This window comes from Streptomyces mutabilis (assembly GCF_014649815.1).
Lineage (GTDB): Bacteria > Actinomycetota > Actinomycetes > Streptomycetales > Streptomycetaceae > Streptomyces > Streptomyces mutabilis.
On the sequence record NZ_BMTT01000016.1, the window covers coordinates 115759 to 140402 of the forward strand.

The window sequence follows — 24644 nt, forward strand, 5'->3', positions numbered from 1 at the left end:
GGTCAGAGTCCATCCCTGATGGAGATCGACGACCTGACACCGGCCGAGACGCGCGTCTGGCGGGCGTTCGCCACGGGCACCCTGCTGGACTTCCGCGCGGCCGACGACGAGGATCCTTCCGACGGCGGCGCCTGGGGCGCCGAACGGACCGTCCGCGCCCACGTGCTGAGGGCGCTGCTGCTGGACGGCCCACGCGCGGAGGGCGAGGTGCCCGCGCTCAATCTGGCGGGGGTGCGCGTCACCGGTGGTCTGGAACTCCAGTACGCGACGGTCGACCACCCGGTGCGGCTGCGGCACTGCCACTTCGAGGACGTGCCGCGCCTGTACGGAGCGCGGCTGCGCGAGGTGAACCTGAGCGAGTCCGTGCTGCCCGGGCTGATCTCGCACGCCGTCCGGGTGGAAGGTGTGCTGCGGCTGACCCGCGCCCGGTTCGGCGGGATGGTGCGGCTCGGGGGCGCGGAGGTCACCGGGAGCCTGTATCTCGAGAGCACGCGGATCCACGCGCCGGACACCGAGGGGCCGGTGCTCCAGCTCAACCAGGCGGTGCTCGGCGCCGACCTGTGGGCACCGGGCCTCGTGACCCGGGGCGAGGTGCGGCTCGACGGCGCCCGGGTGGCCGGGACCGTCAACCTGACCGACGCGGTGCTCGACCGGCCGGGCGGCACCGCGCTGAAGGCCGAGACACTGGCGGCCGAGTCCGACGTACTGCTGCGCAACGCCGAGGTACTGGGCCGGCTGGAACTGCGCGGCGCGCGCATACCCGGCCGGCTGGACCTGTCGCACGCGCGCCTGGCCAACCCGGGCGGTACCGCGCTGCGGGCCAGCAGTTGCGTCATCGGTGAACTGTGGCTGCGGCAGGGCCCGATGGTGGAGGGCGTCCTCAATCTGCGCCGCACCCAGGTGGACGTGCTGTTCCTCGAACCGGAGGTCGTACCGGACTGGGTCCAGCTCAACGACCTCACGTACACGTCGCTCATCCCGCACGAGCCCGCCGAGCGGCGGCTGCCGATGCTGGAGAAGGGCGACAGCTACCTGCCCTTCGTCTACGAGCAGCTGACCGCCTCCTACCGCAGGATCGGCGACGACGACGCGGCCCGGTCGGTCCAGCTCGCCAAGCAGCGGCGGCACCGGCGCACGCTGCCCTGGTACGGCCGGCTGTGGGGCCACCTCCAGGACGTCACGGTCGGCTACGGCTTCCGGCCGCTGCGCGCGGGCGGCTGGCTGCTGTCGCTGCTCGCGGTCGGCTCGGTGGCGTACGGACTCCACCACCCGCCGCCGCTCAAGCCCGCCGAGTCCCCCGGCTTCAACCCGGTGTTCTACACCCTGGACCTGCTGCTGCCGGTGATCTCCTTCGGACAGGAGAACGCCTTCGCCCCCGAAGGGGGCTACCAGACGCTGGCGTACGTCCTCATCATCACGGGGTGGATCCTGGCCACGACGGTGATCGCGGGCCTGACCCGCACCGTCAGCCGCCAGTGAACCCCCGCACCGCGTGCTGCGCCGCCAGCCGGACCGGCGCGTTCGCCGCGCCGTAGCCCCGGTAGCCGCCGTCGCGTTGGACGAGTTCGAAGAAGACCCGGCCGACGGTGTGCGTGTAGCAGTGCCGGAAGGTGCCGTGCGCGTCGCGGTCGTAGAGGATGCCCAGCTCCCGGTACGTCTCCAGCTCCCCGTCGGCGAACTCGAAACGGGCGGCGAGGTCGTCGTAGTAGTTGGCGGGGATCGGCAGCAGCGGCCCGCCGGCCTCCCGGTAGCGGCGAGCGGCGGCGATCACGTCGTCGGTGGCCAGGGCGATGTGCTGGGCGTGCGCGGTGTCGTCGGTGGGTGCCGGTCCGACGGTCAGGACGATGCGGACGGCGCCGTCGTCGGTGCTGACGGCGCGGCTGCGCAGCAGCCCGTAGGGGTCGGCGACGTCCACACTCTCCTGCGGGCGCAGGCCGAGCACGGCCCGGTGGAAGAGCGCCGCCTCGTCGAACTGGTGCCAGGGCTGGGTGAGGGAGAGGTGGTCGACACGCCAGGGTTCACCGTCGTACGACGGGTGCGCGACGTCCTCGAAGTCAGCACGCCAGTCGGGCAGTCCGGGACGCCCGGTGGCGCAGAAGAACAGCTCCGTGCCGTCGGGCGCCGCGACCGCTTCCAGGGCAGCGTCCCCGGGCGCGCGGCGGCGCGGCAGCACCGGGGCGAGCAGGGCCTCGGCGCGGTGGGCCGCCCCGGCGGGGTCGGGTGACTCCAGGCCGACGGCGGCCAGCCGGGTGCCGTCGCGGCGTTCGGCCGGGCCGGTGTTCACCAGGACGCGGGCGTCGCCTCGCTGCCACAGGTCGACGGGTTTCCCGCGGTGCCGTGCGGTCCGGGTGAAGCCCAGCGCGCCGAGCACGGCGGAGACGGGTGCCGCGTCGGGCGTGACCAGTTCGGCGAAGGCGATCCCGGTGGGCGCGGCGGGCGCGGGCGGGGTCGCCAGGCCGACGGTCTCCTGGAGGGTCAGCAGGGAGCGCCGGGCGTCCACGGCCGTGGGGGCCGCCTCGGACTGGCGGAAGACGTCGTTGAAGACCTCCAGGGAGAGCGGGCCGTCGTAGCCCGCGCGCAGGACGTGCCGCACCAGCCCGGCGACGTCGAAGCCGCCCTGCCCGGGGAAGCAGCGGTAGTGGCGGCTCCACTGGAGGACGTCCATCGCGAGCAGCGGCGCGTCGGCGAGCTGGAGGAAGAAGATCTTCTCGCCGGGGATGTCCTCGATGCCCTCGGGGTCGCTGCCTCGGGAGAGGATGTGGAAGCTGTCGAGGCAGGTGCCGAGCGCGGGGTGGTCGGCGTCCTCGACGACGCGCCAGGCGTGGTCGTAGGTGCTGATGTGCCGGCCCCAGGCGAGCGCTTCGTAGGCGACGCGGACGCCGTGGTCCTCGGCCAGGCCGGCGAGGCGGCTCAGCTGCTCGGCGGCGAGGGCGTCGTCGTCCAGGGCGTGCGGGGAGACACTGGAGCAGACCAGGACGGTGTCCGCGCCGAGCCTGCGCATCAGCTCGAACTTGTGCCGGGCCCGGCACAGGGCCCTGGTGAACTCCTCCTCGGGCAGTGCCTCGATGTCCCGCACGGGCTGGTAGAGGTCGATGGTGAGGCCGAGGTCGGCGCAGCGGGCGCGGATCTCCTCGGGGGTCAGAGGGCTGGCCAGCAGGTCGTTCTCGAAGATCTCCACGCCGTCGAAGCCCGCCCGGGAGGCGGCGGTGAGCTTCTCGGTGAGCGAGCCGCTGAGGGAGACGGTGGCGATGGACGTCCGCACGTCGGTACCTCTTCCTACTTCGGGGCGCCGACCACGCCGGCCAGCTCTGTGATGTCGGCGAGCATCCGCACGACGTCGGGTTCCCGCCCGGTGAACAGCCGGAACGCGTCCGCGGCCTGGAAGACGGCCATGCCGCCGCCGTCGAGGGTGGCGCAGCCCAGGGCGCGGGCCGTGCTCAGCAGTCCGGTCTCCAGCGGGCGGTAGACGACCTCGGCGACCCACAGCCCGGCGTGCAGCAGGCCGGCGGGCAGGGGCAGGCCGGGGTGGGCGGCCATGCCGGTGGGGGTGGCGTGGACGATGCCGTCGGCCGTGGTCAGCAGCGCCGGCAGCCCATCGGAGCCGGCGTGGGCGGCGCGCCCCGGACCGAAGTGCCGGTTCAGCTGGGCGGCGAGGGTGGCGGCCCGCTCGGGCAGCGCGTCGACGACGGTGACCTGACCGGCGCCCAGGGTGAGCGTGGCGTGGGCGACGGCCGCGCCCGCGCCGCCGGCGCCGAGCTGCACGATCCGCTCCAGCGGCGCGTCGGGCAGTCCCCGGGCGAAGGACGCGGCGAAGCCGGTGACGTCGGTGTTGTGACCGGTCGCCCGACCGGTGTCGTCGAAGACGACCGTGTTGACCGCGCCGAGCGCCTCGGCCTGCGGTGCGAGCGCGTCCAGGTGCTCGATGACGAGCTGCTTGCACGGGTGGGTGATGTTCAGCCCGTCGAAGCCGAGGTCCCGAGCCGCACGCAGCAGGTCGCCCACCGCCTCGGCCGGCACCCCGAGGGTGTCGATGTCGATCAGCCGGTACAGGTAGCGAAGGCCCTGCCGGTCGGCCTCCCGCTGGTGCAGTGCCGGGCTGAGCGACGGGCCGATGCCGGAGCCGATCAGTCCGACGAGATACGAGTCCTTGGCCACCGGGGACCTCCTGAGCGGCTCGGGTCCACGCCCGAGCGACCAATGTACGAACCAGTACGTTAGTCATAGCAGTAGGTCGGGGCGGATGGGAAGGCCAGGGCTTCTACAATCACCGCACGTCCTCCACCCGCAGTTCCGCCCCGGCCCCCGAAGGAACCCGATGACCAGCGTCGACGAACCGGCACGATCCGGCACCCGCACCCGCGACGCCGCCCGCACCCGGGCCGAGATCCTCGACGTGGCGACGCGGGAGTTCGCCCGGGCCGGCTACGACGGGGCCCGCGTCGACGAGATCGCCGCCCGCACCCGCACCACGAAGCGGATGATCTACTACTACTTCGGCGGCAAGGAGCAGCTGTTCACGGCCGTGCTGGAGCGGGCGTACGGCGTGATCCGGGAGGCCGAGCAGCAGCTCGACGTCGAGCACCTGGACCCGGTGGCGGCCATCCGGCGCCTCGCGGAGGTGACCTTCGACCACCACGAGCGGCACCCCGACTTCATCCGCCTGGTCTCCATCGAGAACATCCACGACGCCGAGCACATCGCGTCCTCGGAGATGCTGGCCAGCATCGGCTCCCCGGCCCTCGACGTGATCCGCCGCATCCTCGAGGAGGGCCGGCGCTCGGGCCTGTTCACGGCCGACGTCGACGCCGTCGACCTGCACGCGATGATCAGCTCGTTCTGCTTCTTCCGGGTCGCCAACCGGCACACCTTCGGCGCCCTGTTCGGCCGCGACCTGGTCGCCGAGGACCAGCGCGAGCACTACCGGACCATGCTCGGCGACATGGTGATCGCCTACCTGACGGCGGAGCGCACGGCGGACTGAGCGGCCCGCCCCAGAAGCGGCGCGGACCTCGGGAGGGGGCCGGCGCGGACCTCTCGACAGGGCGGCGGGGACGCCCACGGGCGGGCGGGACCTCTTGACACACGGGAAACGTGCGCGCAACATCCCTTCCCAACCGCGACTAACTATCCAGTGGGTTACTTAGCCGATCGGCACTTCTCCCCTCCGCTCACTCCGCCTACCGTGGAGCCCCCCGAAGGAGCAACGCCGTGTCCGTTCCCGCCCCCGCGCCCCAGGGCGCCGCCCCGCCCGGCCAGCCGAAGAAGGCGGCGACCGCCGCCTGGATCGGCAGCGCGCTGGAGTACTACGACTTCTTCATCTACGGCAGCGCCGCCGCCCTGATCTTCCCCGAGGTCTTCTTCGACGAGTCCGACCCGGCCACCGCGACCCTGCTGTCGCTGGCCACGTTCGGTGTCGCGTACGCCGCCCGCCCGGTCGGCGCGGTCCTCCTCGGGCACATCGGCGACCGCATGGGCCGCAAGAAGATCATGGTGTTCACCCTGATCCTGATGGGCGTTTCGACGTTCCTCATCGGTTGTCTGCCCACGCGCGACCAGGTCGGCACGCTCGCCCCGGTCCTGCTGGTGCTGTGCCGGATCCTGCAGGGCATATCGGCGGCGGGCGAGCAGGCCAGCGCCAATTCCATGACCCTGGAACACGCGCCACCGCACAAACGCGGCTTCTTCACCAGCTTCACCCTCAGCGGCACCCAGGGCGGGCAACTGATCGCCACCCTGGTCTTCCTGCCCGTCGCCGCCCTCCCGGAGGAGCACCTGCTGTCCTGGGGCTGGCGCGTGCCGTTCTGGCTGAGCGTCGTGGTCGCCGTCGTCGGCTACGTCATCCGCCGCAAGCTCGACGAGACGCCGGCCTTCGCCCAGCAGGCGGCCACACGGGGCGTCGCGAAGATGCCGCTGGCCGTGCTGGCGCGAGACCACTGGGCGGACGTACTGCGGGTGGTCGCGGGCGCGCTGATCGCCTCGGTCAGCACGATCTTCACCGTGTGGGCGCTGGCGTACGCCACCAGCGACTCGGTCGGCATGTCCCGTACCGCCATGCTGTGGGTGGGCGCGCTGGCCAACGTCGTCGCGCTCGCCGCGATCCCGCTGTGGGCGACTCTGTCCGACCGGATCGGCCGGCGGCCGGTGTACCTGATCGGCGCGGTGGGCAGCGCGGTGACGATGTTCCTGTACCTGTGGGCGATCTCGACCGGCTCGTACGCGCTCACCTTCCTCACCGGAATCATCGCCTTCGGTGTCGTCTACAGCGCCGCGAACGGCGTGTGGCCCGCCTTCTACGGCGAGATGTTCTCCACCCGGGTCCGGCTGTCCGGCGTGGCGATCGGTACGCAGATCGGCTTCGCGGTGGCCGGGTTCGCGGTGACGTTCGCGGCGCGGATCGCCGGTCCGGACGGCGACGACTGGTTCGCGGTGGCGCTGTTCACGGCGGCGCTGTGCGTCCCGCCGGTGATCGCCGCGCTGTCGGCCCGGGAGACCCACCGGGTGCCGACGGAGGAGCTGGGCGAACGGGCACGCGGGGATGCGGCACGGCCGGAGACGGTGACGGCCTGATCCGGTGGCCGTCGGACCGCCGTCCGTGTCCGTCGGCCCGCCGGTCGCTCCGCCGCCCCGGTCTCAGGCTCGGGGGGCGGCGGCGTCCAGGAGCGGCCCGAGTTCACGGGCGACGGTCGTCAGGGCCCGTACGTCCCGTTCGGCGCGGGCGACGACGATCGCCCCTTCCAAGGCGCTGATCATCAGCGTGGCGAGCGGCTCGGACCGCGCCTCGGGCACGCCCATGCCGGTCAGCGCGTCGGCGACCGGCCGGGTCCAGGCGGCGAAGGCGTCGGCGGCGGCCTTCCGGGTGGCCTCGCTGCTTGCGGCACAGTCCACGGTGGCCGCCGCGACCGGGCACCCGGCGGCGAAGCCGGCTCTCTCGTACTCGTCCGTCCACTGACCCACCATCGCGCCGAACAGCCCGCTCGGCGTCGGCCGCTCCATCGCCGCCAGGAAGCGCGCGACCCGGTCGGCCGCGTACCGTCCGGCCCATCGCAGGGCCTCACCGACGAGTTGCTCCTTGCCTCCGGGGAAGTAGTGCTGGAGCGATCCCCGAGGAGCCCCGGCGTGTGCGGCGACATCGCGCATCCCGGTCGCGTCCACGCCGTGGCGGCGGATCAGCTGGGCGGCGCTGAAGACCATCCGCTCCCGCGGTCCCCGCTCGGACCCCGCCATCGCCGACCTCCCGTCGCACCGTTCCCGCCGCGCGTTCGCGACGCGACCACTCTATGACGGCCGTCATAAGCAGAGCTACTATGACGACTGTCATAGCGAGGGTCCGCCGAGCGGCGTGCCCAGGGACGGACGGCGGTGCGTCATGCGTGTCGGTTTCATCGGTCTCGGCGTCATGGGTCAGCCGATGGCGCTCCGCCTGGCGGGCGCCGGGACACCGCTCGTGGTGTTCAACCGCACCCCCGCCCGGGCCGACCCCCTGCGCGCGGCCGGCGCCGAGGTGGCGGCCGCTCCCGCCGAGGTCTTCGAGCGGGCCGGCACGGTGATCCTCATGCTGGCCGACGAGACGGCGACGGACGCCGTGCTGGCCCGCGGCACTCCGGATTTCGCCTCGCGCGCCGCCGGCCACGTGGTCGTCCACATGGGCACCACGTCGCCCGCGTACTCGCGCGGCCTCGAGACCGACGTCCGCGCGGCGGGCGGACGCTATGTCGAGGCGCCCGTCTCCGGCTCCCGCGTACCGGCGGAGAACGGCGGGCTGGTGGCGATGCTGGCCGGCGAGGAGGGTGCGGTGGCCGAGGTGGCTCCGCTCCTCGCTCCCCTGTGCCACCAGTCGTTCGTGTGCGGCCCGGTGCCGGGCGCCCTGCTGACGAAACTGTCCGTGAACCTGTTCCTGATCACCCAGGTGACCGGTCTCGTCGAGGCCTTCCACTTCGCCGAACGCCAGGGTCTGGACCGGGCCCGCTTCCTCGCCGTCCTCGAAGCCGGCCCCATGTCCAGCGCCGTCTCCCGGATGAAGGCGCCGAAGCTGCTGGAGGGCGACTTCAGTGTGCAGGCCGCGGCACTGGACGTCCTGAAGAACAACCGGTTGATCGCAGAGGCCGCCCGCGGGGCGGGCCTCGCCTCACCCCTCCTCGACGCCGCCCACGCCCTGTTCGAGGAGACGGTGGCCCTCGGGCACGGCGGTGAGGACATGGTGGCGGTCCTGCGCGCGATCGAGGCGCGTACCGGCGCGGGCGGCGGATCCTGAGGTCTGAAGGCGCCCCGTCGGGGTATGCCGGTCCCACCCCGACGAACGACCAGGGAGGCGATGGGCATGGCACCGCTGCGGCAGGAGGCCGACCCGGGCGCGGCCGGACTGGACGCGCAGGCACTGGACCGGCTCGACCGGCACTTCGCCGGGCAGGTCGACGAGGGGCGGCTGCCCGGGTTCCTGGTGGCCGTCGCCCGCGGCGGACGCGTCGCCCACCTCACCGCGCACGGCCTGCGGGACGTCGCGGCCGGGCTGCCGGTGACGGCCGACACCCTGTGGCGGATCTACTCCATGACGAAACCGGTCACGTCCGTGGCCGCGCTGACACTCGTGGAGGAGGGACGGCTGTCGCTCGACGACCCGGTGCGGCGGTACATTCCCGGGTTCGCCGAGCCCCGGGTGTACGTGGAAGGACCCGCGGACGACGCCGTCACCCGGCCGGCCTCCGGGCCGATCCTCGTCCGGCACCTGATGACCCACACCGCCGGACTGACCTTCGGCTTCTACCACACCCACCCGGTCGACGCGCTGTACCGGGCGGCCGGCCTGGAGTCGTCGGTGCGGCCGGGCGCCGATCTGGCCGAGACGGTCGACCTGTACGCCGGTCTGCCGCTCCAGTTCGAGCCGGGCACGCAGTGGAACTACTCGGTGGCCAGCAATGTGCTCGGGCGGCTCGTGGAGGTGGTGTCCGGGCAGCCGCTCGACGCGTTCCTCGCCGAGCGGATCTTCGGCCCGCTGGGCATGACGGACACCGGGTTCCACGTCACGGACGAGCAGGCGGACCGGCTGGCCGAGCTCTACGGCGAGACGGACGACGGCGGCATCGAACCGGTCCCCGGACTGCCGCTGCGGGGCCGGCCGCGGCTCCTGTCGGGCAGCGGCGGCCTGGTCTCCTCGGCGTACGACGTGCACCGCTTCGCGGAACTGCTGCGACGCCGGGGCGAACTCGACGGTGTCCGCCTGCTCGACCCCGCGACGGTGGACCTGATGACCCGCAACCATCTGCCCGGCGACGCCGACCTGCGCGCCTTCGGCAGTCGCCCGGCGCACGACCGGCCCGGCAACGACGGGGTCGGTTTCGGGCTCGGGGTCTCCGTGGTGATCGACCCGAGCCGCACCGAGGCGCCCTCCGGGCTCGGCACGTACGGCTGGAGCGGGGTCGCGACGACCACCTTCTGGGTCGACCCGGGCCGTGACCTGACGGTCCAGTTCATGACCCAGGTGCGGCCGAAGTCCTCGCACACGGTCCACCCGGACCTCAAGCGGTTGGTGAACGCGGCCCTGACGGACTGAACCGTCGCCCCTGCGTTCAGGACGACACGCGCGCCACCGCGTCCAGGTGGGGCAGGTGGTGGTCGAGCCGTTCCCGCTTGGTGCGCGAATAGGTGAGGTTGCTCTCGCACGGCGGTATCAACAGCGGTACCTGCTCGGGGACCTCGATCCCGTGCCGCACCAACGCCTCCCGCTTGCGCGGGTTGTTGGACATCAGGCGCACGGACCGCACCCCGAGGTCGTCCAGGATGCGGGCGGCGACACCGTAGTCGCGGGCGTCCACCGGCAGGCCGAGGGCCAGGTTCGCCTCCACCGTGTCCAGACCCTCCGCCTGGAGCGCCGTCGCACGCAGCTTGGCCAGCAGCCCGGTACCGCGCCCCTCGTGCCCGCGCAGGTAGACCACGACACCGCTGCCCACGGCCGCCACCTCCCGCAGCGCGGCGACGAGTTGGGCGCCGCAGTCGCAGTGCCGGGAGCCGAAGGCGTCACCGGTCAGGCACTCCGAGTGCAGCCGGGTGAGCACGCCGTCGGTGCCCGGATCACCGAGGACGAGGGCCCGCGAGATCGCCGCCGCGTACCCGGTGCACCCGCTCCCGCCGGTGACGATCGGCTGCTCGCACGAGCACGCGGACTGGCCGGGGACCGTCAGCATCTCCTCGGTGACCCGGCACGCGGTGGTGCGGGACATAGCGGACTCGCTGCGCCGCTCGGGTGTCGAAGCCCTGGTGGTGGTGAACGGCCACGGCGGCAACTACGTCCTGGGCAACGTCGTCCAGGAGGCCTCCGCGCGCGGCGAGCGGATGGCCCTGTTCCCGGCCGTGGAGGACTGGGAGTCGGCGCGGGAGCGGGCGGGGGTGGCCACCTCTGGCCCGCACGGTGGCACCGTGTGCGGCGAAGGCCTCCGCCGTCGTGGCCACCGCGTCCGGACCGAGCATGCCGGTGCGCCGCTGGTGGTCGTTGAACGCCTCGGTGATCTCGGCGTCCAGGGGATGGGCGGGGGTGAGTTCGACGCGCCCGGCGACGGACAGCGTCAGCAGAGCCGGGCAGCCGGCCGTGGCGCAGGCGGCGGCGAGGGCGCCCGCCTCCTCGGCGGTGAGCACGTCCAGCAGCGCGGACGCCGGGACCAGCCCGGCGCCGGCCAGCGCGTCCGGCGTGAGGCGGGCGAGATCACCGCGCCGGGTCTCGGCGGTGACACGGCTCGTCCGCCGCCGAACGCGGGGCGGCGACGGCCGCGAAGTGCAGGAGGTACGGGTCACGGTCGTGCAGCACCCAGTGCTGGGCGCGTCGAGCAGCGGGGCGAGCCAGCGCCCCATCGAGCCGGTGCCGCAGCCCACGTCGTGCACGACCAGCCCGTCCGCCCGGCTCGGGAGGTTGGTGAGGCGGATGCGGAGCGGATCGAGCGGATCGAGCGCCCGCGCGACGGCATCGGCGGGCTCGCGGAGCCGCAGCCACTCCGGCGCGTAGCGCGGCGGGTCGTCGGGGTGCGCGGGTGCGGTCCGGGCGGTGTCGCGAAGGCGGAGGGTCGCTCGCTCGGCGGAGGGGCGGCCGGGGGCGTGGGTGAGGTGCTCGGTGCCCGGCCGGGCGGCCGGTGGTGCGGCGCCCTCCTCGCGGGCCCCGGGCCGATCGGCGACCCAGGCGGCGGGCCAACCGGTGGACGCGGTGGGTCCGATGGGCTCCGTGGGCTCCGGCTCCGAGTGCTCCGGCTTCGTGGGCACCGGCACACTGGGCAGGTCCACGCCCCGCCCCCGCTCCTGACGGCCCTTGGCCGGTCCCGTCGCTCGCGTGCGGGCCGGCCGGTCGGTCCGGCGCCGGGAATCACGCCGTTCGTCGACTCGGCGGCGTCCTGGGGGCCGGGCTGCGCCGGGATCGCTCCCGTGGCCGGTGCCGTCGTCTTCCTCATGCCGCCCTCCGGGGTTCGCTCGCCAGCCGGTGCAGTACCGCGGCCAGGCTCCGAGCCGTGGCCGCCCAGCCGTTCAGGGCCGCACGGCGGCCTCGTGCCGCCGCCTTGAGCCGGCGCCGTACGTCCGCCTCCCCGAACCAGCCGCGCAGTTCGGCGGCGAGCGCGCCGGGGTCATCCGGGGGGACGAGGATGCCGGGCACACCGCCGTCGGGCGCGCGCCCCGCCGCCTCCGGGAGACCGCCGACGTCCGTCGCCAGTACGGGGATGCCGCGCGCGAGGGCCTCCGTCACCGAGGGACGCACGAGCCGCGCACAAGGTAGCGGCGTTGATCGACTCTGTCACTCGGCCGGAGGGTGTTCGGTGGCCCTGAGCAACACGTACGACGCCCACGCCGCTTACGACGCGAGGCCCGTTCGGCAGGAGACCGCGGTGGGGGCGGCCGCGCAGATCCTCCTGCTCGCGCTGCTCGGTACCGCGGTCGGCATGGGAACCGCGGGCTGGCTGACCGGCCTGGCGTCCGCGCTCGCGTCATGGGCGGTACTCTCCCGGGCCCTGCACCGTTCCCGGTTGCCGTGGTTCGGCCCGGCCAACCGGGTCACCCTCGGCCGGGCCACCCTGGTCGGCGGCGTGACGGCACTGGTCGCGGACTCCTTCAGCGGAGCACCGCCCGTCTCCCTCCTCGTCGGCCTGACGGCCGTGGCCCCGCTCCTGGACGGCGTGGACGGCAAGGTCGCCCGCCGCACCGGCACCTGCTCCCCGCTGGGCGCCCGCTTCGGCATGGAGGTCGACGCGTTCCTGATCCTGGTGCTCAGTGTGTACGTCGCGATGGACCTGGGCCCGTGGGTACCGCTGACCGGCGGCATGCGCTACGTGTTCGTCGCCGCGGCCCGTGTGTGGCCGTGGCTGACCTCCCCGCTGCCGCCGAGCACGGCCCGCAAGACGGTGGCCGCGCTGCAGGGCGTGCTGCTGCTGGTGGCGGGCGCGGACCTGCTGCCGCGGCCGGCCGACACCGGTGTGGTGGGGCTGGCGTTGGGGCTGCTGGTCTGGTCGTTCGGGCGGACGTGGTGTGGCTGTGGCGTTCGTCGCGGACGGCCGCAGGGCCGCCGGCGTCCGGGCGGGCGACGGCGCGGGAGCTCGTGGTGTGAGACCCGACGGGTGTGGGCTCCAGGCCGGGCGGGCGCGGGCTCCAATCCCGAGCGGTCGGTTCGGGTCCTACGTCCGCCGGGGCAGCAGCGTCACCGCCGCCAGCGGTACGGCGGCCAGCACCAGCCACGGCACGGCGGCCGGCAGCCCGCTGTCCAGCAGCAGCCCGGTCGCGGAGCTGCCCGCCAGCACGATGAGCCCGGAGACCGAGGACAGGGCTCCCGTGTAGAGCCCGAGCCGTCCGTCCTCGGCAAGGTCCGGCACCCAGGCACGTGCCACCGGGGCCACGAGCATCTGCCCGAGGGTGAGCAGCACGACGAACCCGGCGGCGGGCACCAGCCCACCCGCCCCCGTCCACCCGGCGGGCCGCGCGAACGCGACGACGGCGAACCCGGCCGCGACCAGCACCAGCCCCGCCACCATCGACCGGCGCGGCGCCAGCCGCTCCCCCGCCCACCGCGTCACCGGCAACTGCGCGGTCACCACCAGCAGCGACGAGAGCGCGAACAGCCAGGCCAGCGGCGCCTGCGAACCGGCCGCCCGCTCCACCTCGGTGGGCAGGGCGAGGTAGAGCTGGTTGTAGGCGAGCAGATAGGCGCCGTACGCACAGCACAGCGCGAGGAAGGGCCGGTTGCGCAGCAGCAGCCGAGCCCCGCCCTTGACCCGGACCCGCTCCCGCCCCGGAATGTGCTGCGGCAGCAGCCAGGCGTGCCCGGCGAGGACCAGCACGAAGACACCGGCACCGGCCAGACACGCCGTACGGAAGTCGACGGCCAGCAGCAGCGCACCCAGCAGCGGCCCGACGAAGGCCCCCGCCTGCCCGGCCACGGTGAACAGCGCGAGCACGCGAGTCCGGTCCCCGCCGCCCGCCGCCTCCCAGACGACGGCCTGTCGCGCCACCTCGGACTCGACGGCCGGGGAGAACAGCGCGGCGGCGAACCCGATGAGCAGCACCGCCCCCACGACGGCCCAGGTCCGTTCGGCGAACCCCAGCCAGACGAACCCGGCGATCCGCAGGACGCACCCGGCGAGCACGACGGGCCGGACGCCGTACCGGTCGGCGAGCGCCCCACCCACCACGAACAGCCCCTGCTGGCTGAAGGTCCGCAGCCCGAGCACGAACCCGACCAGCCACCCCGCCATGCCGACTGACTGCCCCAGGTGCTCGGAGAGGAAGGGCAGCACGGCGAAGAAGCCGACGTTGAAGGCGAGCTGGGTGAGGACGAGGAGGCGGAGCAGCGGGGAGAGCGAGGCGGCCGCACGGCCGCGGGTGTTCGCGCCCCGACCGGTAAAGAGCGAGGTCATCGTGCGGCGACCAGTTCCTTCTCCACGGTGGGCTGTTCGGGAACGACCGGTCCGGCCGCGTCGCGCCGCCGCCGGGGCCGGCGCAGTCCGCCCGCCGCGGTGACGGCCAGCGCGCCCAGCAGGGCGAGGACGGCGGCGGGTGCGAGGACGGCCCAGGGGGCGCGTTCGGCGTAGGGCTGGTTCTCGGCGAGGAGCAGGCCCCACTCGGGCGACGGCGGCTGGGCGCCCAGCCCGAGGAACCCGAGGGAGGCGAGGGAGAGGGCGACGCCGGGAAGCCGCAGCAGCGCGTGCCGCAGCACGGGCGGCAGTACGGCCGGCAGGAGTTCACGGCGCAGCAGGTACCACCGTCCGGCGCCCAGCCCCCGGGTGGCCGTGATGTGCAGGGTGGCGCGCTCCTGCCGCAGCAGCGCCGAGGTGTGCGCGGCGAGCGGCGCCCAGGCGACGGCGCCCACGGCGAGGGCGGGCGTGGCCGCGCCGCTGCCCGCGACGGCGGTGACGAGGAGGGCGGCTAGTACGGGCGGCACGGCGTTGACCGTGTCGACGAGCGGCGCGGACACGCGGGGCACGAGCCCGAGGAGCACGCCCGCGACCAGGGCGGCGGCCGTGATGGCGGAGGCGAGCAGCAGCGTGTCGAACGCCCCGTGCCCGATGCGGGCGAGCAGGTCGCGGCCGAGGGAGTCGGTGCCGAAGGGGTGGTCGAGGGAGGGCGCCAGCAGCCGCTCCCCCGTATTGAGGGCGAGCGGATCGCGGGCCAGCCCGACCCCGACGACGGCGAGCAGGACGGCACCGTAGAGGAGGGGCAGCAGCCCGCCGGCGGGCGGTGCGGGCCGGTGCAGGGAGGACATGGCTCCGTCGCGCAGGGCGGGCCCGGTGAGGAGGCGTGCGGCGAGGCGGGTGGCGCCGGTGGCGAGCGCGGCCAGGAGTACGAGGGCGAGGGTGCCGGCCTGGAGGACGGGCAGGTCCTGGGCGAGGGCGGCCTGGAGGGTGGTCCGGCCGAGGCCGGGAACGTCGAAGACCTGCTCGACGGCGACCGCACCGCCCGTGAGCCCCACGGCGAACAGCCCGAGGTTGGGCAGCAGCGCGGGCACGCACCGCCGCAGTGCCTGCCGGGCGATGCGCCGCCCGGTCAGTCCCCGGGCGGCGGCGGCCAGCGCCCACGGCTCGCCGAAGGCACCGGGCAGCAGGTCATCCAGCAGCCGCCCGAGCACGGCCCCGGCGGGCAGCCCGAGGGCGAGCGCGGGCAGCACGGTCCACTGGGGCCCGTACCACCCGAGCGCGGGCAACCACCCCAGCTGCACCCCGACGACGGTCGCGAGCACGGAGGCGACGAGGAACTCGGGCAGCGAGGCGATCACGGCGGACCCGGTCCCCCCGCGCCGCCGTCCACCGAGCCGCCGCCGGGCGCCCAGCCTCAGTGTGCGGGCGCAGACGATCCCGGCGGTGAGGGCGGCGACGAGCAGCGCGACGGACATGAGCAGCAGCGAGGCCCCGAGCGCTTGCAGGACGCCGGGCAGGACATCGCTCCCGGAGATCCACGACTGCCCGGCGTCGCCGCGCACCAGCCCGCCGAGCCACCGCCCGAGCACGTGCAGCGGACCGCCGTCGAGCCCGAGCTGCGCACGGATGTCGGCGAGCACCTCGGGCGTGGGATCGCGTTCGGCGGCCCGCGCCTTGAGCACGGTGTACGCCGGATCGGTCTGCGTGAGCCACGGCAGCAGCCCGATGCCGCACACCAGTCCCGCCGCCAGCACGACCCGCCACACCGCGGTGGCCACCCGCTGCCGCACGGCTCAGCGCCGGGTGCCGGTGCCGACGAGGGTGCGCTCGTACGGGTCGAGGATCACGCCCTGCACGGAGTCGGCGACGCCGGTGATGATCCGCTGGTGCACGAGCGGCACCACGGCGTCGCTGCCGAGGATGCGGGCCTCGGCGGCCATGGCGGCGTCCTGCCGCTTCGCGGTGTCGGCGATCTTCTCGGCCTCGCCGACGGCGCGGTCGACGTCCTTGTCGCAGAGCTGGGCGATGTTGAAGCCGCCGTCGCAGGTGTAGTCGCTGGCGAGGACGGCGACGGGGTCACCGGTGTCGAGGAGGGTGTTGCGCGCGAGTACGAAGGCGTCGAACTTGCCCGCCAGGGCGTCTCCCTCCAACCGCGAGTACTCCCGCACGGTGAGCTTGACCTTGAACCCGGCCTTCTCCAGCTGCTGCTTCACCACCTGGGCGGCCTCGGGCAGCTCGGGCCGGTTGTCGTAGGTGGCGAGGTTGACGGTGGCGCCACCGGGCTTCTCGGCCTCCGCCCGCCCGACGGGCGCGGTCCGCTTCCCCTCGGCCCAGGTCACGGCGGGCCCGTAGATCCCGGCGCTGGGGTCGGCGTACCCCTCGTACACGTCCTTGGCGAACACGGAGGTGTCGACGGCGGCACGCGCGGCGGCCCGCTGCCCGGCGTCCTTGAACGCCCCGGAGGAGGCGTTGAGAAGGAGGCTGGTGGTCCGGGTGGTGGCGGTGTCGCGCCGCGTCTTCTCGTCGAGCGTCGCCGCCTGGGCCACCGGAACGGCCTCGGCGATGTCCAGCTCCCCGGTGCGCAGGGCGTTGGCGCGGGCGGTGCCGTCGGCGATGAAACGGGCGTCGATGCCGGAGGCCTGGGCGCGGCCGCCCCAGTAGTCGTCGAACCGGTCGAGGGTGGCGGAGGTGGCGCCGTTGACCTCGGTCAGCTCGAAGGGGCCGGTGGCGTGGCCGACGGGGTCGACACGGTTCTTGTCGACGTAGGCCTTGCCGGACAGGACGGCGAGGCTGGGGCTGGACAGCCGCAGCGGCAGCACGGGGTCGGGCTCGGCGGTGGTGATCCGGACCACCCGCTCTCCCTGGGCCTTGGCACTGAGGGTGACACCGGCGAGGGCGGCGGGCGCGGGCTTCGCGTCGGTGGCGTGGGTGAGGGATTCGGCGACTGCGGCCGGGGTGACGTCGCTTCCGTCCTGGAAGGTGGCGTCGCGGAGGGTGAACTCCCAGGTCTTCTCCCCGTCCCTGCGCCAGGACTCGGCGAGTGCGGGGGCGGCGGAGCCGTTGGCGTCGAGGGCGGTGAGGCCCTCGGTGACACCGAGGCGGCTGAGGAGGGTGGCGTCGGCGCCGTACGGGGAGAGGTTCTCGGCGGGCGGGAAGGCGAGGGCCACGCGGAGACGGGAGCCGCCCTCACCGTCACCCCCCTCGGTCTCGCCGCCGCCGGACGCGAAACACCCGGCTATCAGCGGGAACAGCAGGAGAGGGGCGAGCAGCCGGGAGCGGCGGTGGGAGCGCATGGTCCTCGGATCGGTCGGGTGCGTGCGTGGTGCGGAGACAGGACTGGAGCGGCGGCGACAAGAGCCTACATGACAATCATTTCCATGATCGCGGGCCCTTCCTCACGGCATCGGCACATCGAAGTGCACGATGCCCTGCCCGCCGCCCGCGTCCTCCCGCTCGTCGTGCACGACCTTGGCGAGCGAGCGCCAGAACGGCTCGGCGCCGGTGACGGCGGGGTCGGTGTGCAGGTAGACGGCCCGGTACCCGCCGTCGGCGACGGCGAAGGCGAGCAGCTCGTCCACGAGCCGCCGCGCGAGCCCTCGCCGACGGTGCTCGGGCCGGACGTACACGCGGCGCAGCTGCGCGGTGACGCCTGAGGGGTACTTCTCGGCGACGTGCGCGGGGTTCGGCGGGTGCGCGGGGCCCCGACTGTCGAGCGCACCGGTGGCGACGACCTCACCGCCCCTCCCGTCCACGGCGACGAGCAGCGTGTGCCGGGCCGGCGTCACGTACGCCCCACCCAGGTCGATGATGTCGCCGTGCCAGCGGGGGACGTACCCGGTGCCGAAGTCCCGGTAGACGGTGTCGAGCATGACGGCTCGGGCTCCGTCCAGGTCGGCGGCGGTCGCTGTCCTGATGGTGTAGTAACTGTCGCGCACTTGCACATAGTACGCAATAAGTGAAAGCGCAGGTCCAGGCCCCTGGTGGGACCGTCGATGCCGAGTTGCGGCGCGGGTTAGCGGTGACGCCACAGCTGAAAGAGCTCCAGGACCTCCATGCGCCAATGCATCTCGAGGAACGCGTCGGGTACGCGCTCTCGGCCGTGGCTGAAGCGGATGTGCCGGTACAGGCCGTGGGGCGACAGATCGGCACCGGCGACCAGTGCGGACAGCAGTGGTTCGTCCGGGGGCGTGTGCTGATCGACCACCACGAGACCTCACCCTGGTCGTCCGGATGCAGGAACGGCAGTGCCCCACCCGTCCGGCGACGCAGGTCTCCCCAGGTGACGGTCGTTCCGGCACGTGCCGCCTCTCGGAGCAGGAGGCGGATCCGGTCGGCGATGGACACGACCGCTTCCCGCTCCAGGCGGGGAGCCTCCGCGCCCCTGTCGGACGCGGCCCAGGTCGCCCTCTCGTGCGAGCGCGGATCGGCGCTCCTGCTCTCCTCCCGCTGCCGGTGCCGGAGATTCCCGCGCCAGCGCCTCAGGCCTTCTTCTGTGCGTCCGGCAACGGAACGGAGAGCCCACGGCGGAGCCGGTCCGCCTCCGCGAGTGTGGATTCGAGTTCCGCCGTGGTCAGCGTGGCTCTGCGTGTGCCGAAATACTGGATCAGTGCGCCGAGGGCGCGAAGCGACGCGTCGGCCGGCGTTCTCGGCTCCTGATCGCGCACCCACTGCTTGAACTCCCGCATCAGACCGGCTGGAGGTAGGCGCGGACGGCGCCGTAGCCGCCCGTGTAGCCGTGAGCCTTGATCTCTTCCCAGAGGGTCCAGGCGTTCGTGCAGCCCTGGGCCCATCGCTCGTGCAGGTACGGCTTGAAGTTGTCGAGCTTGGTCTGGCGGTTCTGCCACTGCCCTTGGAACAGGTCTTCCGGCCTCGCGGCGTCGGCCAGCCGTTGGACGGTGCGATAGGTCATGCCGAGCTGTCGCTGGATCGAGCGTCGGCTGTGGCCGGCGGCCAGCAGCGCGTGGACAGTGGCGCGCCTGGCGCGGGTGCGGTCGGCGAACCGGTGCCCCCTGGGCCATGGCGACCCGCTCTCGGCCGGTTCCAGTGCCGGAGCCTTCTCCGGCGCCGACTCAGCGAAGGTCCAGATCATGAGAGCATCCCCGCGGCGTGCGGGGAGCAGGGATCCACCGGTTCGAGCCCGTAGTGCAGTACGACCATCCCGCGGGCGCGAGGATGGTCCCGCGGCGGCCTCGTCGGGGCTGCTCAACCCAGCCCAGCCCAGCCTGGCCTGGCCTGGCCTGGGCCAACGGTCACGGTGCCGTGTCGGGAGGGTCCAGCTGGGCCAGTACGGTGGCGCTCGGGCTGCCGGGATCTGCGGTGTAGAGCACCAGCCGTAGGTCGGTACCGGGCATGAGCAGGGTTTGACGGTCCAGTTCCAGCTCGCCGAGTTCCGGATGACGCAGGCGTTTGCGCAGCGTCGGCCGGGGGCGCACGTCGTGGCTGCGCCAGCCGGCGGCGAAGTCCGGGTCGTGCGCGGCGTACTCGTTGACCAGCTCGCCCAGCGCACGGTCCGCCGGGTGGCGGGCGCCGGCCGCGCGCAGGTGGGCGGCGGACTGCCGGGCGAAGTCGCCTTCCGCGCCGGGGGGTGCCGAGCAGAGGGTACCGCCCAGCCGGATGGCGAGGCGTACGGTGTTGCGCTCGTGGAGAGGCAGCTGGGCGAAGTCGATGATCAACGTGGCCGCCGCAGCGTTCCAGGCCACGATGTCCTCCAGGCCGTTCACCAGGTAGGCGGGTATCGGCCCGAGCCGGTGCAGCAGTCGTCGTGCATCGGCAGGCACCGGCGCACGATCGGCGTCCCTGCTGGGCGGGAACTGCCCGGCGAGCCGCGCCAGGTGCTCACGCTCTGTGGTGGTGAGGCGCAGCGCCGTGCCCAGCGCGGTCAGCACCTGCGGTGACGGACGAGGCGCGCGGGCCTGCTCCAGTCGCTCGTAGTAGCTGGTGGACACCCCTGCCAGGGCGGCCACTTCTTCCCGGCGCAGCCCGGGGGTGCGCCGGGCACGTCGGCCGGGTGGGTGGACGGCCGTGGCCGGCATCTGGGCCGGGTGCAGCGCCTCACGTCGGCGGCGCAGGAAGTCGGCCAGTTCTCCTCTGCTCACCCGGCCAGGTTGGCACAACGGCACTTGGCTTAGCCACGGACCAGTGGTCCGGGGCTCATCGGTGCGTTTCACGGTGCCGCCCCGTGAGCCCACTCTGGTGCGGTCACACGACCTGCTGAACGTTGGAGAATCACCGTGCCACCACGCACTTCCGAAGAGACCTTCCGCCGGCTGCTGGAGCTGCTGCTGGCCAAGGACATGGATGCCATCGCCGATCTGTGGGCGGAGCACGGCACCGCCGAGTTCCCTTTCGCCGAAGGCACCTCACCGAGACAGCTGACCGGACGTGAGGCCGTCCGGGACTATCTGGCCGGCTACCCGGACCTGATGGACGTGCAGGCGATCCCGACCGTCACCGTGCACCACACGGACCAGCCGGACACCATCGTGGTGGAGTTCACCGCACACGGCCGCACGGTGGCCACCGACGAGCCGTACCAGTTGGACTACATCACGGTGCTCACCACCCACTGCGGCCTGATCACTTGTTACCGGGACTACTGGAGCCCGCTGACCGCCGCCTCAGCGGCCGGCACGCTGCCCGAACTGCTCGGCTCGCTGCGTTCGCAGGCCACCCGATGACCGGCGTGCTGATCACCGGCGGCACCGGGAAGACGGGCAGCGCCCTGGCCGAACTGCTCCGCCGAAGCGGTGTACCGATTCGAGTGGCCAGCCGCACCCCACCGGCCGACGCCCCCCACGCGGTTCGGTTCGACTGGAACGACCCGGCCACCCATTCGGCCGCGCTGCACGGGATGGACCAGGTCTACCTGGTACCTCCGGTCAACACCACGGACCCGATGCCGCTGGTCGAACCGTTCTTGGCCGAGGCCGAACGCCTCGGCGTGCGCCGGACGGTGCTGCTCGGCTCCGCCATTGTGCTGCCCGATGCCCCCAGCGCGCTGGAACTGGCCGCGCACGTGCGGGCCCGGCCCGGATGGGTGGTGCTGCGCCCCTCCGGGTTCATGCAGAACTTCCTGGCCCCCCACCCGCTGGGTGAGCGGATCCGGCGACGTGGTGAGATCCGTACCGCCGCCGGAACCGGCCGGGCGGGCTGGATCGACGCGCGAGACATCGCGGCGGTCGCCGCCGCACTACTGACCGACCTCGACGGTCACCCCGCCGACCGGCGTGACTACCTGCTCACCGGGCCGAAGGCGCTGAGCTACCAGGACGCGGCACAGATCATCACCCACCACACCGGGCGACCGGTCCGCGTCGTGCCCGTCGGGGTCGCCGAGCAGGCAGAAACCTACCGTGCGTCCGGCATGCCGGACGCTTTCGCGACCGCCCTCGCCGCCGTCGACGCCGGCATCCGAACCGGCCGGGACGACCAGATCAGCACTACGGTGCTGGACCTGACCGGCCGCCCACCCCGCGCCTTCGCCGAGTTCGTCCAGGACCACGCACCCCAGTGGGCGAGCGCCGGGACACCCGAAGACTGAGCTCCTTCGAGTTGGTCACCGATCGGGTGATGGGCCGTGAAGCGCGACGAGCGAGGCCCCCCGGGCTGTTGATCGAGGTGTCTGACGTCTCAATCACGTTGCTCGGGGGCCTCGTTGGTCATCCACCTGCCGGCATCGTCGGCGCTATTCGGCCCAGTTGTTGCCGCAGGCGGTGTAGACAACCCAGCGATGCGAGCTGATGGCGTTGTTCACTGTGGCACCACTGGAGAACTTGTCGTCGGCAAGGTTGGAGGCGAACCCCTCGTTGCGCGACAGGCAGATGTAGCCTCCGGTCCACCCCGTGCCGGTCCCATTGAAGAACTGAACCTCGAGCTGCGTACCCTTGTTGAGGATCGATGAGGCCTTGTTGGTGGCTGACGCCCGATAATCCCCGATGCCGTCGCCCCAGTTGGAGTCCCAGCCGTCGTCCTTTCCGAGGAAGCCGGTGCAGCTGGTGCCGTCATAGGCGTACATGTAGGTGGGCGTCGCACCATCCTCCCACGCATTGTCGCAGGCCGAGGCCGCGTGCGCGGTAGAGACCGGGAAAGCAGTTCCGAGGGCGGCCATGGCCATGACGGTCAGGACGGCGGGGAGCTTGCGCATGCGGGACTCCTTGTAGATTGATTCTTTCCGCGACCATTTGGTCGTGTTTTGGGCAGAGTCGTGAGTGTGCTTCACAGGTTCCGTGCCCGAGCAAGGGCGGACAGCCTCATCTGCCGGTACGCGGTGAATTCCTCGGTGTAGTCGCGTGCCACCTCCTCTCGGTATTCCGCCTCCAGGGCACGCGCGGTCTTTCCGAGGGATGTCTGTTGGGCGCACTCGGCCTCCGTCACGGCCAGGGCGGATTCGGATCGCAGGGCCTGCGACTCGGTCATCCCGCGAATCAGGCTTTCCCTTTCGCGACGGATGGCGTCGGGGCTCTGAAAAGGCCGGCCCGCTGCCTTCATGCAACGAGACCACGCCGCCACGGCGCTGGTCAGACGTTCGTCCTGGAGGATGCGCGGAACGTACAGAGGCGTCAGCGAGGTCACGGTCTTCTTGGCGCGGAACCAGGTTGCATGATCCCCGTAGAGCTGCTCCCTGACCTGGGCGTAGCAGCCGCCGCGCGGGGTGCGGACCGAACCGCCGGACGGCAGTTCGATGGTGATGGTGTCGGTGAAGGTCCCGTCGAGTGCCCTGGAGTATCTGACGCGTTGCTTCTTGGGAAGCGCCCTGACGTAGGTGACGTTGGGATGGTCGCGGTTGGCCTTCTGAGCTGCGGTGTCGAAAGTCCGACCGTAGCCGTACTTGCGGGCCCAGGCGACGTCGTCCACGACGTAGGCGCCGACTTTGCGTGCCGGCACGCTCAGGACTGGCAGGGGCCAATAGCGGAAGCCCTCGCGCCGCATGCACTGGGTGACGAGGTCCTGCTCCGCGCGGTCTATCTCCACTTCTTCCATGAGGGTGAGGTCCCTTGCCGGGGGGCCATGGGCGGAGACGGCTCGTTCCTGGTGTTGTCGACCGGTATCCGCCGTGCTTCGCGTGTCGGAGCTGCAACCAGCCGTCAGGCAGGCCAGAAGGGCGACCGAAAGCAAGATCCTTCTCTTCCTCCGCACTCCGCGCCCTCGTTTCTCTCGGATTGCCTCAACAGCGTTCTTTTGCGAACTTGCCGCGCTTCTCCACAGGAGAGTAGAAGGGTGTCAGGAGCTCAACTTTGCTGTGCGTGCACGTATGTTGGTCGGTTGTGCAGTCGGTCCCTCACCGCCTGGTGCTTGTGTGGTGAGGACTGAGAGCCACATCCTGATCTCCGGCCAAGAGCAGCAGCGGGTGAGGGAGACAGTCTGTGGAAGGAACGCGTCACCGAGCCGTCGTCTCGTCGGGTTTGGTCCGGGCGGTGCCCGGGATCGGCCGGTCCGGGATGCTCAATGCCTCGGTCGTGGCGCCCCCGGAGCGTGAGGACGCCATCCGACGTGCCCTGTGGGAGTCCTTCTCCCGGGTCGACATCGATCACCACACGTCCCAGGTCGACATTGCAGCCCGTATGGCGCTTGGCACGGTGGGTCCCATGAAGGTGTGCTCCGCCCAGGGGACCCCGGTCAGCCTGCGCCGTACACAGCGCCTGGCCAGTGAAGACCATGAGCCAGCGGTCTTCCTCGGTCTACAGGTGACGGGCACCAATCTGGTCGGGCAGCATGGCCGCCAGTGCCTCGTCGGACCAGGGAGTCTCGTGGTCGTCGAATCGACCGCGCCATACACCCTGCGCTTCGAGCAGAGCTTCGGCTATCTCTCCCTGCGCATCCCGCGCGAGGCGCTCGCTCTGCCGGAACGCATGCTGCGCAAGGTCGCCGCCGTCACCCTCGGCCCGGGCAACCCCACCGCCCCCCTGGCGTTCACGTACTTCTCCCAACTGGCCGCCAGCGAGGAGTTGCGTGCCGGGACGTACGCCGAGTCAGTCGTGGGACCCTCAGTGGAACTGCTCCGGGCCGTAGTGACCTCCCAGTTGGGAGACACAGCCCCTGCCGGGGCGGCATCGGATGAGTTGCTCGGCCTGCGCATCACCCAGTACGTTCGCGCCCACCTGGCTGACCCGGGCCTGTCGGCCCCACGCATCGCGGCAGCGCACGGCATCTCGATCCGCCACCTCTACAATGTGTTGTCGCGGTTGGGCATCAGCCTCGGGGACTGGATCCGCAGCCGCCGCCTGGCCGAGTGCAGGCAGGAACTGGCCGGGCCCTACGGTCGGGTGCACACCATCGCGGGCATCGGCCGCCGTTGGGGCTTCATGGACGCCACGCACTTCAGCAAGGCCTTCAAGCAGGCATACGGCATGTCACCACGCGTCTGGCGCGACCTGCACCACCGCACGCCCTCGCACCGTTGAAGCCCTGCCTTTGACCAGTGTCGCACTGCCGTGGGTGCGTGGGCTCTCGATGGCTACCGGCTCCTGCTGCCGGCGACGGCGCACGGAACCGCCGCGCCTCGAAATGACCCTGCTGGTCCTCGTCCACGCGGGCTCGCGCGTTCAGCCTGCCGTACGACGCACCATGGACCGCTTCACAGGTGTCGTCCCTGTCGGATCCAGCGTCAAGGTGGCCACCTCCCAGCCCTGACCCTCGGTGCGAGGCGCGCTCGTGGCTGCCGATGGCGTCGGTCAGACCGGCCGGGCGGCTTGCCGTCCGGCCGGGGCGCGCGGCCCCGCCGTCGCACGCGAGGAACAATAGCGGAGCCCCCGATCCCCCCGCCCGCCGCCCGGG

The 24644-nt window shown here is 72.6% G+C and carries 21 protein-coding genes and 5 pseudogenes; 10 read left to right on the forward strand and 16 right to left on the reverse strand.

Translation table 11 applies throughout. From position 1 onward, the window contains the following. The first annotated feature begins 18 nt into the window (after positions 1–18). Complete coding sequence (locus tag IE142_RS27235) at positions 19–1479, forward strand: membrane-associated oxidoreductase (protein WP_191888209.1); 1461 nt, start codon at positions 19–21, stop codon at positions 1477–1479. Here IE142_RS27235 and IE142_RS27240 read toward each other — a convergent pair. Both IE142_RS27240 and IE142_RS27245 read right to left on the reverse strand, forming a co-directional pair. After that, the gene (locus tag IE142_RS27240) at positions 1466–3262 is read right to left on the reverse strand and encodes a bifunctional sugar phosphate isomerase/epimerase/4-hydroxyphenylpyruvate dioxygenase family protein (RefSeq protein WP_191888210.1); all 1797 of its coding nucleotides are present in this window, start codon (positions 3260–3262) and stop codon (positions 1466–1468) included. The two genes, IE142_RS27235 and IE142_RS27240, sit on opposite strands and share 14 nt — an antisense overlap. Before the next feature lie 14 nt (positions 3263–3276). Continuing rightward, on the reverse strand, positions 3277–4155 hold the full coding sequence (locus IE142_RS27245; RefSeq protein ID WP_191888211.1) for a shikimate dehydrogenase: 879 nt from the start codon (positions 4153–4155) through the stop codon (positions 3277–3279). A gap of 160 nt (positions 4156–4315) precedes the next feature. On the opposite strand from IE142_RS27245, the gene IE142_RS27250 reads away from it, so the two are divergent. After that, a complete protein-coding gene (locus tag IE142_RS27250; RefSeq protein ID WP_043377724.1) occupies positions 4316–4981 on the forward strand; it encodes a TetR/AcrR family transcriptional regulator in 666 nt (221 codons plus the stop codon). 227 nt (positions 4982–5208) lie between these two features. After that, entirely contained in the window at positions 5209–6567 is a 1359-nt protein-coding gene (locus IE142_RS27255) for an MFS transporter (protein WP_191888212.1), read from the forward strand. 63 nt (positions 6568–6630) lie between these two features. Here IE142_RS27255 and IE142_RS27260 read toward each other — a convergent pair whose 3' ends face one another. Beyond that, positions 6631–7224 (reverse strand): TetR/AcrR family transcriptional regulator, encoded by a 594-nt coding sequence (locus IE142_RS27260; RefSeq protein ID WP_191888213.1) that lies wholly within the window; start codon positions 7222–7224, stop codon positions 6631–6633. Between the two features lie 142 nt (positions 7225–7366). On the opposite strand from IE142_RS27260, the gene IE142_RS27265 reads away from it, so the two are divergent. Continuing rightward, the gene (locus tag IE142_RS27265) at positions 7367–8251 is read left to right on the forward strand and encodes an NAD(P)-dependent oxidoreductase (protein WP_191888214.1); all 885 of its coding nucleotides are present in this window, start codon (positions 7367–7369) and stop codon (positions 8249–8251) included. Positions 8252–8317: 66 nt separating this feature from the next. After that, on the forward strand, positions 8318–9547 hold the full coding sequence (locus IE142_RS27270; protein WP_191888215.1) for a serine hydrolase domain-containing protein: 1230 nt from the start codon (positions 8318–8320) through the stop codon (positions 9545–9547). Between the two features lie 16 nt (positions 9548–9563). Here the strand turns inward: IE142_RS27270 and IE142_RS27275 are convergent. After that, positions 9564–10082 (reverse strand): annotated as a pseudogene (locus IE142_RS27275) (GTP cyclohydrolase II); the annotation flags it as partial. On the opposite strand from IE142_RS27275, the pseudogene IE142_RS27280 reads away from it, so the two are divergent. Beyond that, a pseudogene (locus tag IE142_RS27280) lies at positions 10081–10392 on the forward strand (creatininase family protein); the annotation flags it as partial. The pseudogenes IE142_RS27275 and IE142_RS27280 overlap by 2 nt on opposite strands. Here IE142_RS27280 and IE142_RS37000 read toward each other — a convergent pair. Together IE142_RS37000 and IE142_RS27290 are read right to left on the reverse strand one after the other, a co-directional pair. Beyond that, a pseudogene (locus IE142_RS37000) lies at positions 10378–11196 on the reverse strand (hypothetical protein); the annotation flags it as partial. The pseudogenes IE142_RS27280 and IE142_RS37000 sit on opposite strands and share 15 nt — an antisense overlap. Before the next feature lie 226 nt (positions 11197–11422). Next, positions 11423–11719, reverse strand: a pseudogene (locus tag IE142_RS27290) (glycosyltransferase); the annotation flags it as partial. Positions 11720–11786: 67 nt separating this feature from the next. Between IE142_RS27290 and IE142_RS37005 the strand changes: the two are divergent. Further along, positions 11787–12571, forward strand: a pseudogene (locus IE142_RS37005) (CDP-alcohol phosphatidyltransferase family protein). A 67-nt stretch (positions 12572–12638) separates the two neighbouring features. On the opposite strand, the gene IE142_RS27295 reads toward IE142_RS37005, so the two are convergent. The 8 genes from IE142_RS27295 to IE142_RS27330 all read right to left on the reverse strand — a co-directional run bounded on the left by IE142_RS27295 (position 12639) and on the right by IE142_RS27330 (position 19966). Further along, the gene (locus IE142_RS27295; RefSeq protein ID WP_191888216.1) at positions 12639–13874 is read right to left on the reverse strand and encodes an MDR family MFS transporter; all 1236 of its coding nucleotides are present in this window, start codon (positions 13872–13874) and stop codon (positions 12639–12641) included. Beyond that, positions 13871–15661 (reverse strand): ABC transporter permease subunit, encoded by a 1791-nt coding sequence (locus IE142_RS27300; RefSeq protein WP_191888217.1) that lies wholly within the window; start codon positions 15659–15661, stop codon positions 13871–13873. Before IE142_RS27300 ends, IE142_RS27295 begins: the two co-directional genes overlap by 4 nt. 3 nt (positions 15662–15664) lie before the next feature. Continuing rightward, on the reverse strand, positions 15665–17164 hold the full coding sequence (locus IE142_RS27305) for an ABC transporter substrate-binding protein (RefSeq protein WP_191888218.1): 1500 nt from the start codon (positions 17162–17164) through the stop codon (positions 15665–15667). A 102-nt stretch (positions 17165–17266) separates the two neighbouring features. Further along, positions 17267–17806 (reverse strand): GNAT family N-acetyltransferase, encoded by a 540-nt coding sequence (locus tag IE142_RS27310; RefSeq protein ID WP_191888219.1) that lies wholly within the window; start codon positions 17804–17806, stop codon positions 17267–17269. A 77-nt stretch (positions 17807–17883) separates the two neighbouring features. Beyond that, positions 17884–18078, reverse strand: a complete 195-nt coding sequence (locus tag IE142_RS27315; protein WP_191888220.1) for a hypothetical protein — start codon at positions 18076–18078, stop codon at positions 17884–17886. A gap of 271 nt (positions 18079–18349) precedes the next feature. Next, positions 18350–18556, reverse strand: a complete 207-nt coding sequence (locus IE142_RS27320; protein WP_191888221.1) for a hypothetical protein — start codon at positions 18554–18556, stop codon at positions 18350–18352. Then, positions 18556–18960 (reverse strand): hypothetical protein, encoded by a 405-nt coding sequence (locus IE142_RS27325; protein WP_191888222.1) that lies wholly within the window; start codon positions 18958–18960, stop codon positions 18556–18558. The genes IE142_RS27320 and IE142_RS27325 overlap by 1 nt, the downstream gene beginning before the upstream one ends. A 160-nt stretch (positions 18961–19120) precedes the next feature. Beyond that, positions 19121–19966 (reverse strand): helix-turn-helix transcriptional regulator, encoded by an 846-nt coding sequence (locus IE142_RS27330; protein WP_191888223.1) that lies wholly within the window; start codon positions 19964–19966, stop codon positions 19121–19123. A 135-nt stretch (positions 19967–20101) separates the two neighbouring features. On the opposite strand from IE142_RS27330, the gene IE142_RS27335 reads away from it, so the two are divergent. Both IE142_RS27335 and IE142_RS27340 read left to right on the forward strand, forming a co-directional pair. Continuing rightward, a complete protein-coding gene (locus tag IE142_RS27335; protein ID WP_191888224.1) occupies positions 20102–20548 on the forward strand; it encodes a nuclear transport factor 2 family protein in 447 nt (148 codons plus the stop codon). Beyond that, complete coding sequence (locus tag IE142_RS27340; protein WP_191888225.1) at positions 20545–21411, forward strand: NAD(P)H-binding protein; 867 nt, start codon at positions 20545–20547, stop codon at positions 21409–21411. Before IE142_RS27335 ends, IE142_RS27340 begins: the two co-directional genes overlap by 4 nt. Positions 21412–21555: 144 nt before the next feature. Here the strand turns inward: IE142_RS27340 and IE142_RS27345 are convergent, their stop codons facing one another. Together IE142_RS27345 and IE142_RS27350 are read right to left on the reverse strand one after the other, a co-directional pair. Next, on the reverse strand, positions 21556–22014 hold the full coding sequence (locus IE142_RS27345) for a hypothetical protein (RefSeq protein ID WP_043377749.1): 459 nt from the start codon (positions 22012–22014) through the stop codon (positions 21556–21558). Between the two features lie 71 nt (positions 22015–22085). After that, the gene (locus tag IE142_RS27350; protein ID WP_229830909.1) at positions 22086–22850 is read right to left on the reverse strand and encodes a hypothetical protein; all 765 of its coding nucleotides are present in this window, start codon (positions 22848–22850) and stop codon (positions 22086–22088) included. A gap of 458 nt (positions 22851–23308) precedes the next feature. Between IE142_RS27350 and IE142_RS27355 the strand changes: the two genes are divergently transcribed. Beyond that, complete coding sequence (locus IE142_RS27355) at positions 23309–24271, forward strand: AraC-like ligand-binding domain-containing protein (protein WP_191888240.1); 963 nt, start codon at positions 23309–23311, stop codon at positions 24269–24271. The last annotated feature ends 373 nt before the right edge of the window (positions 24272–24644 follow it).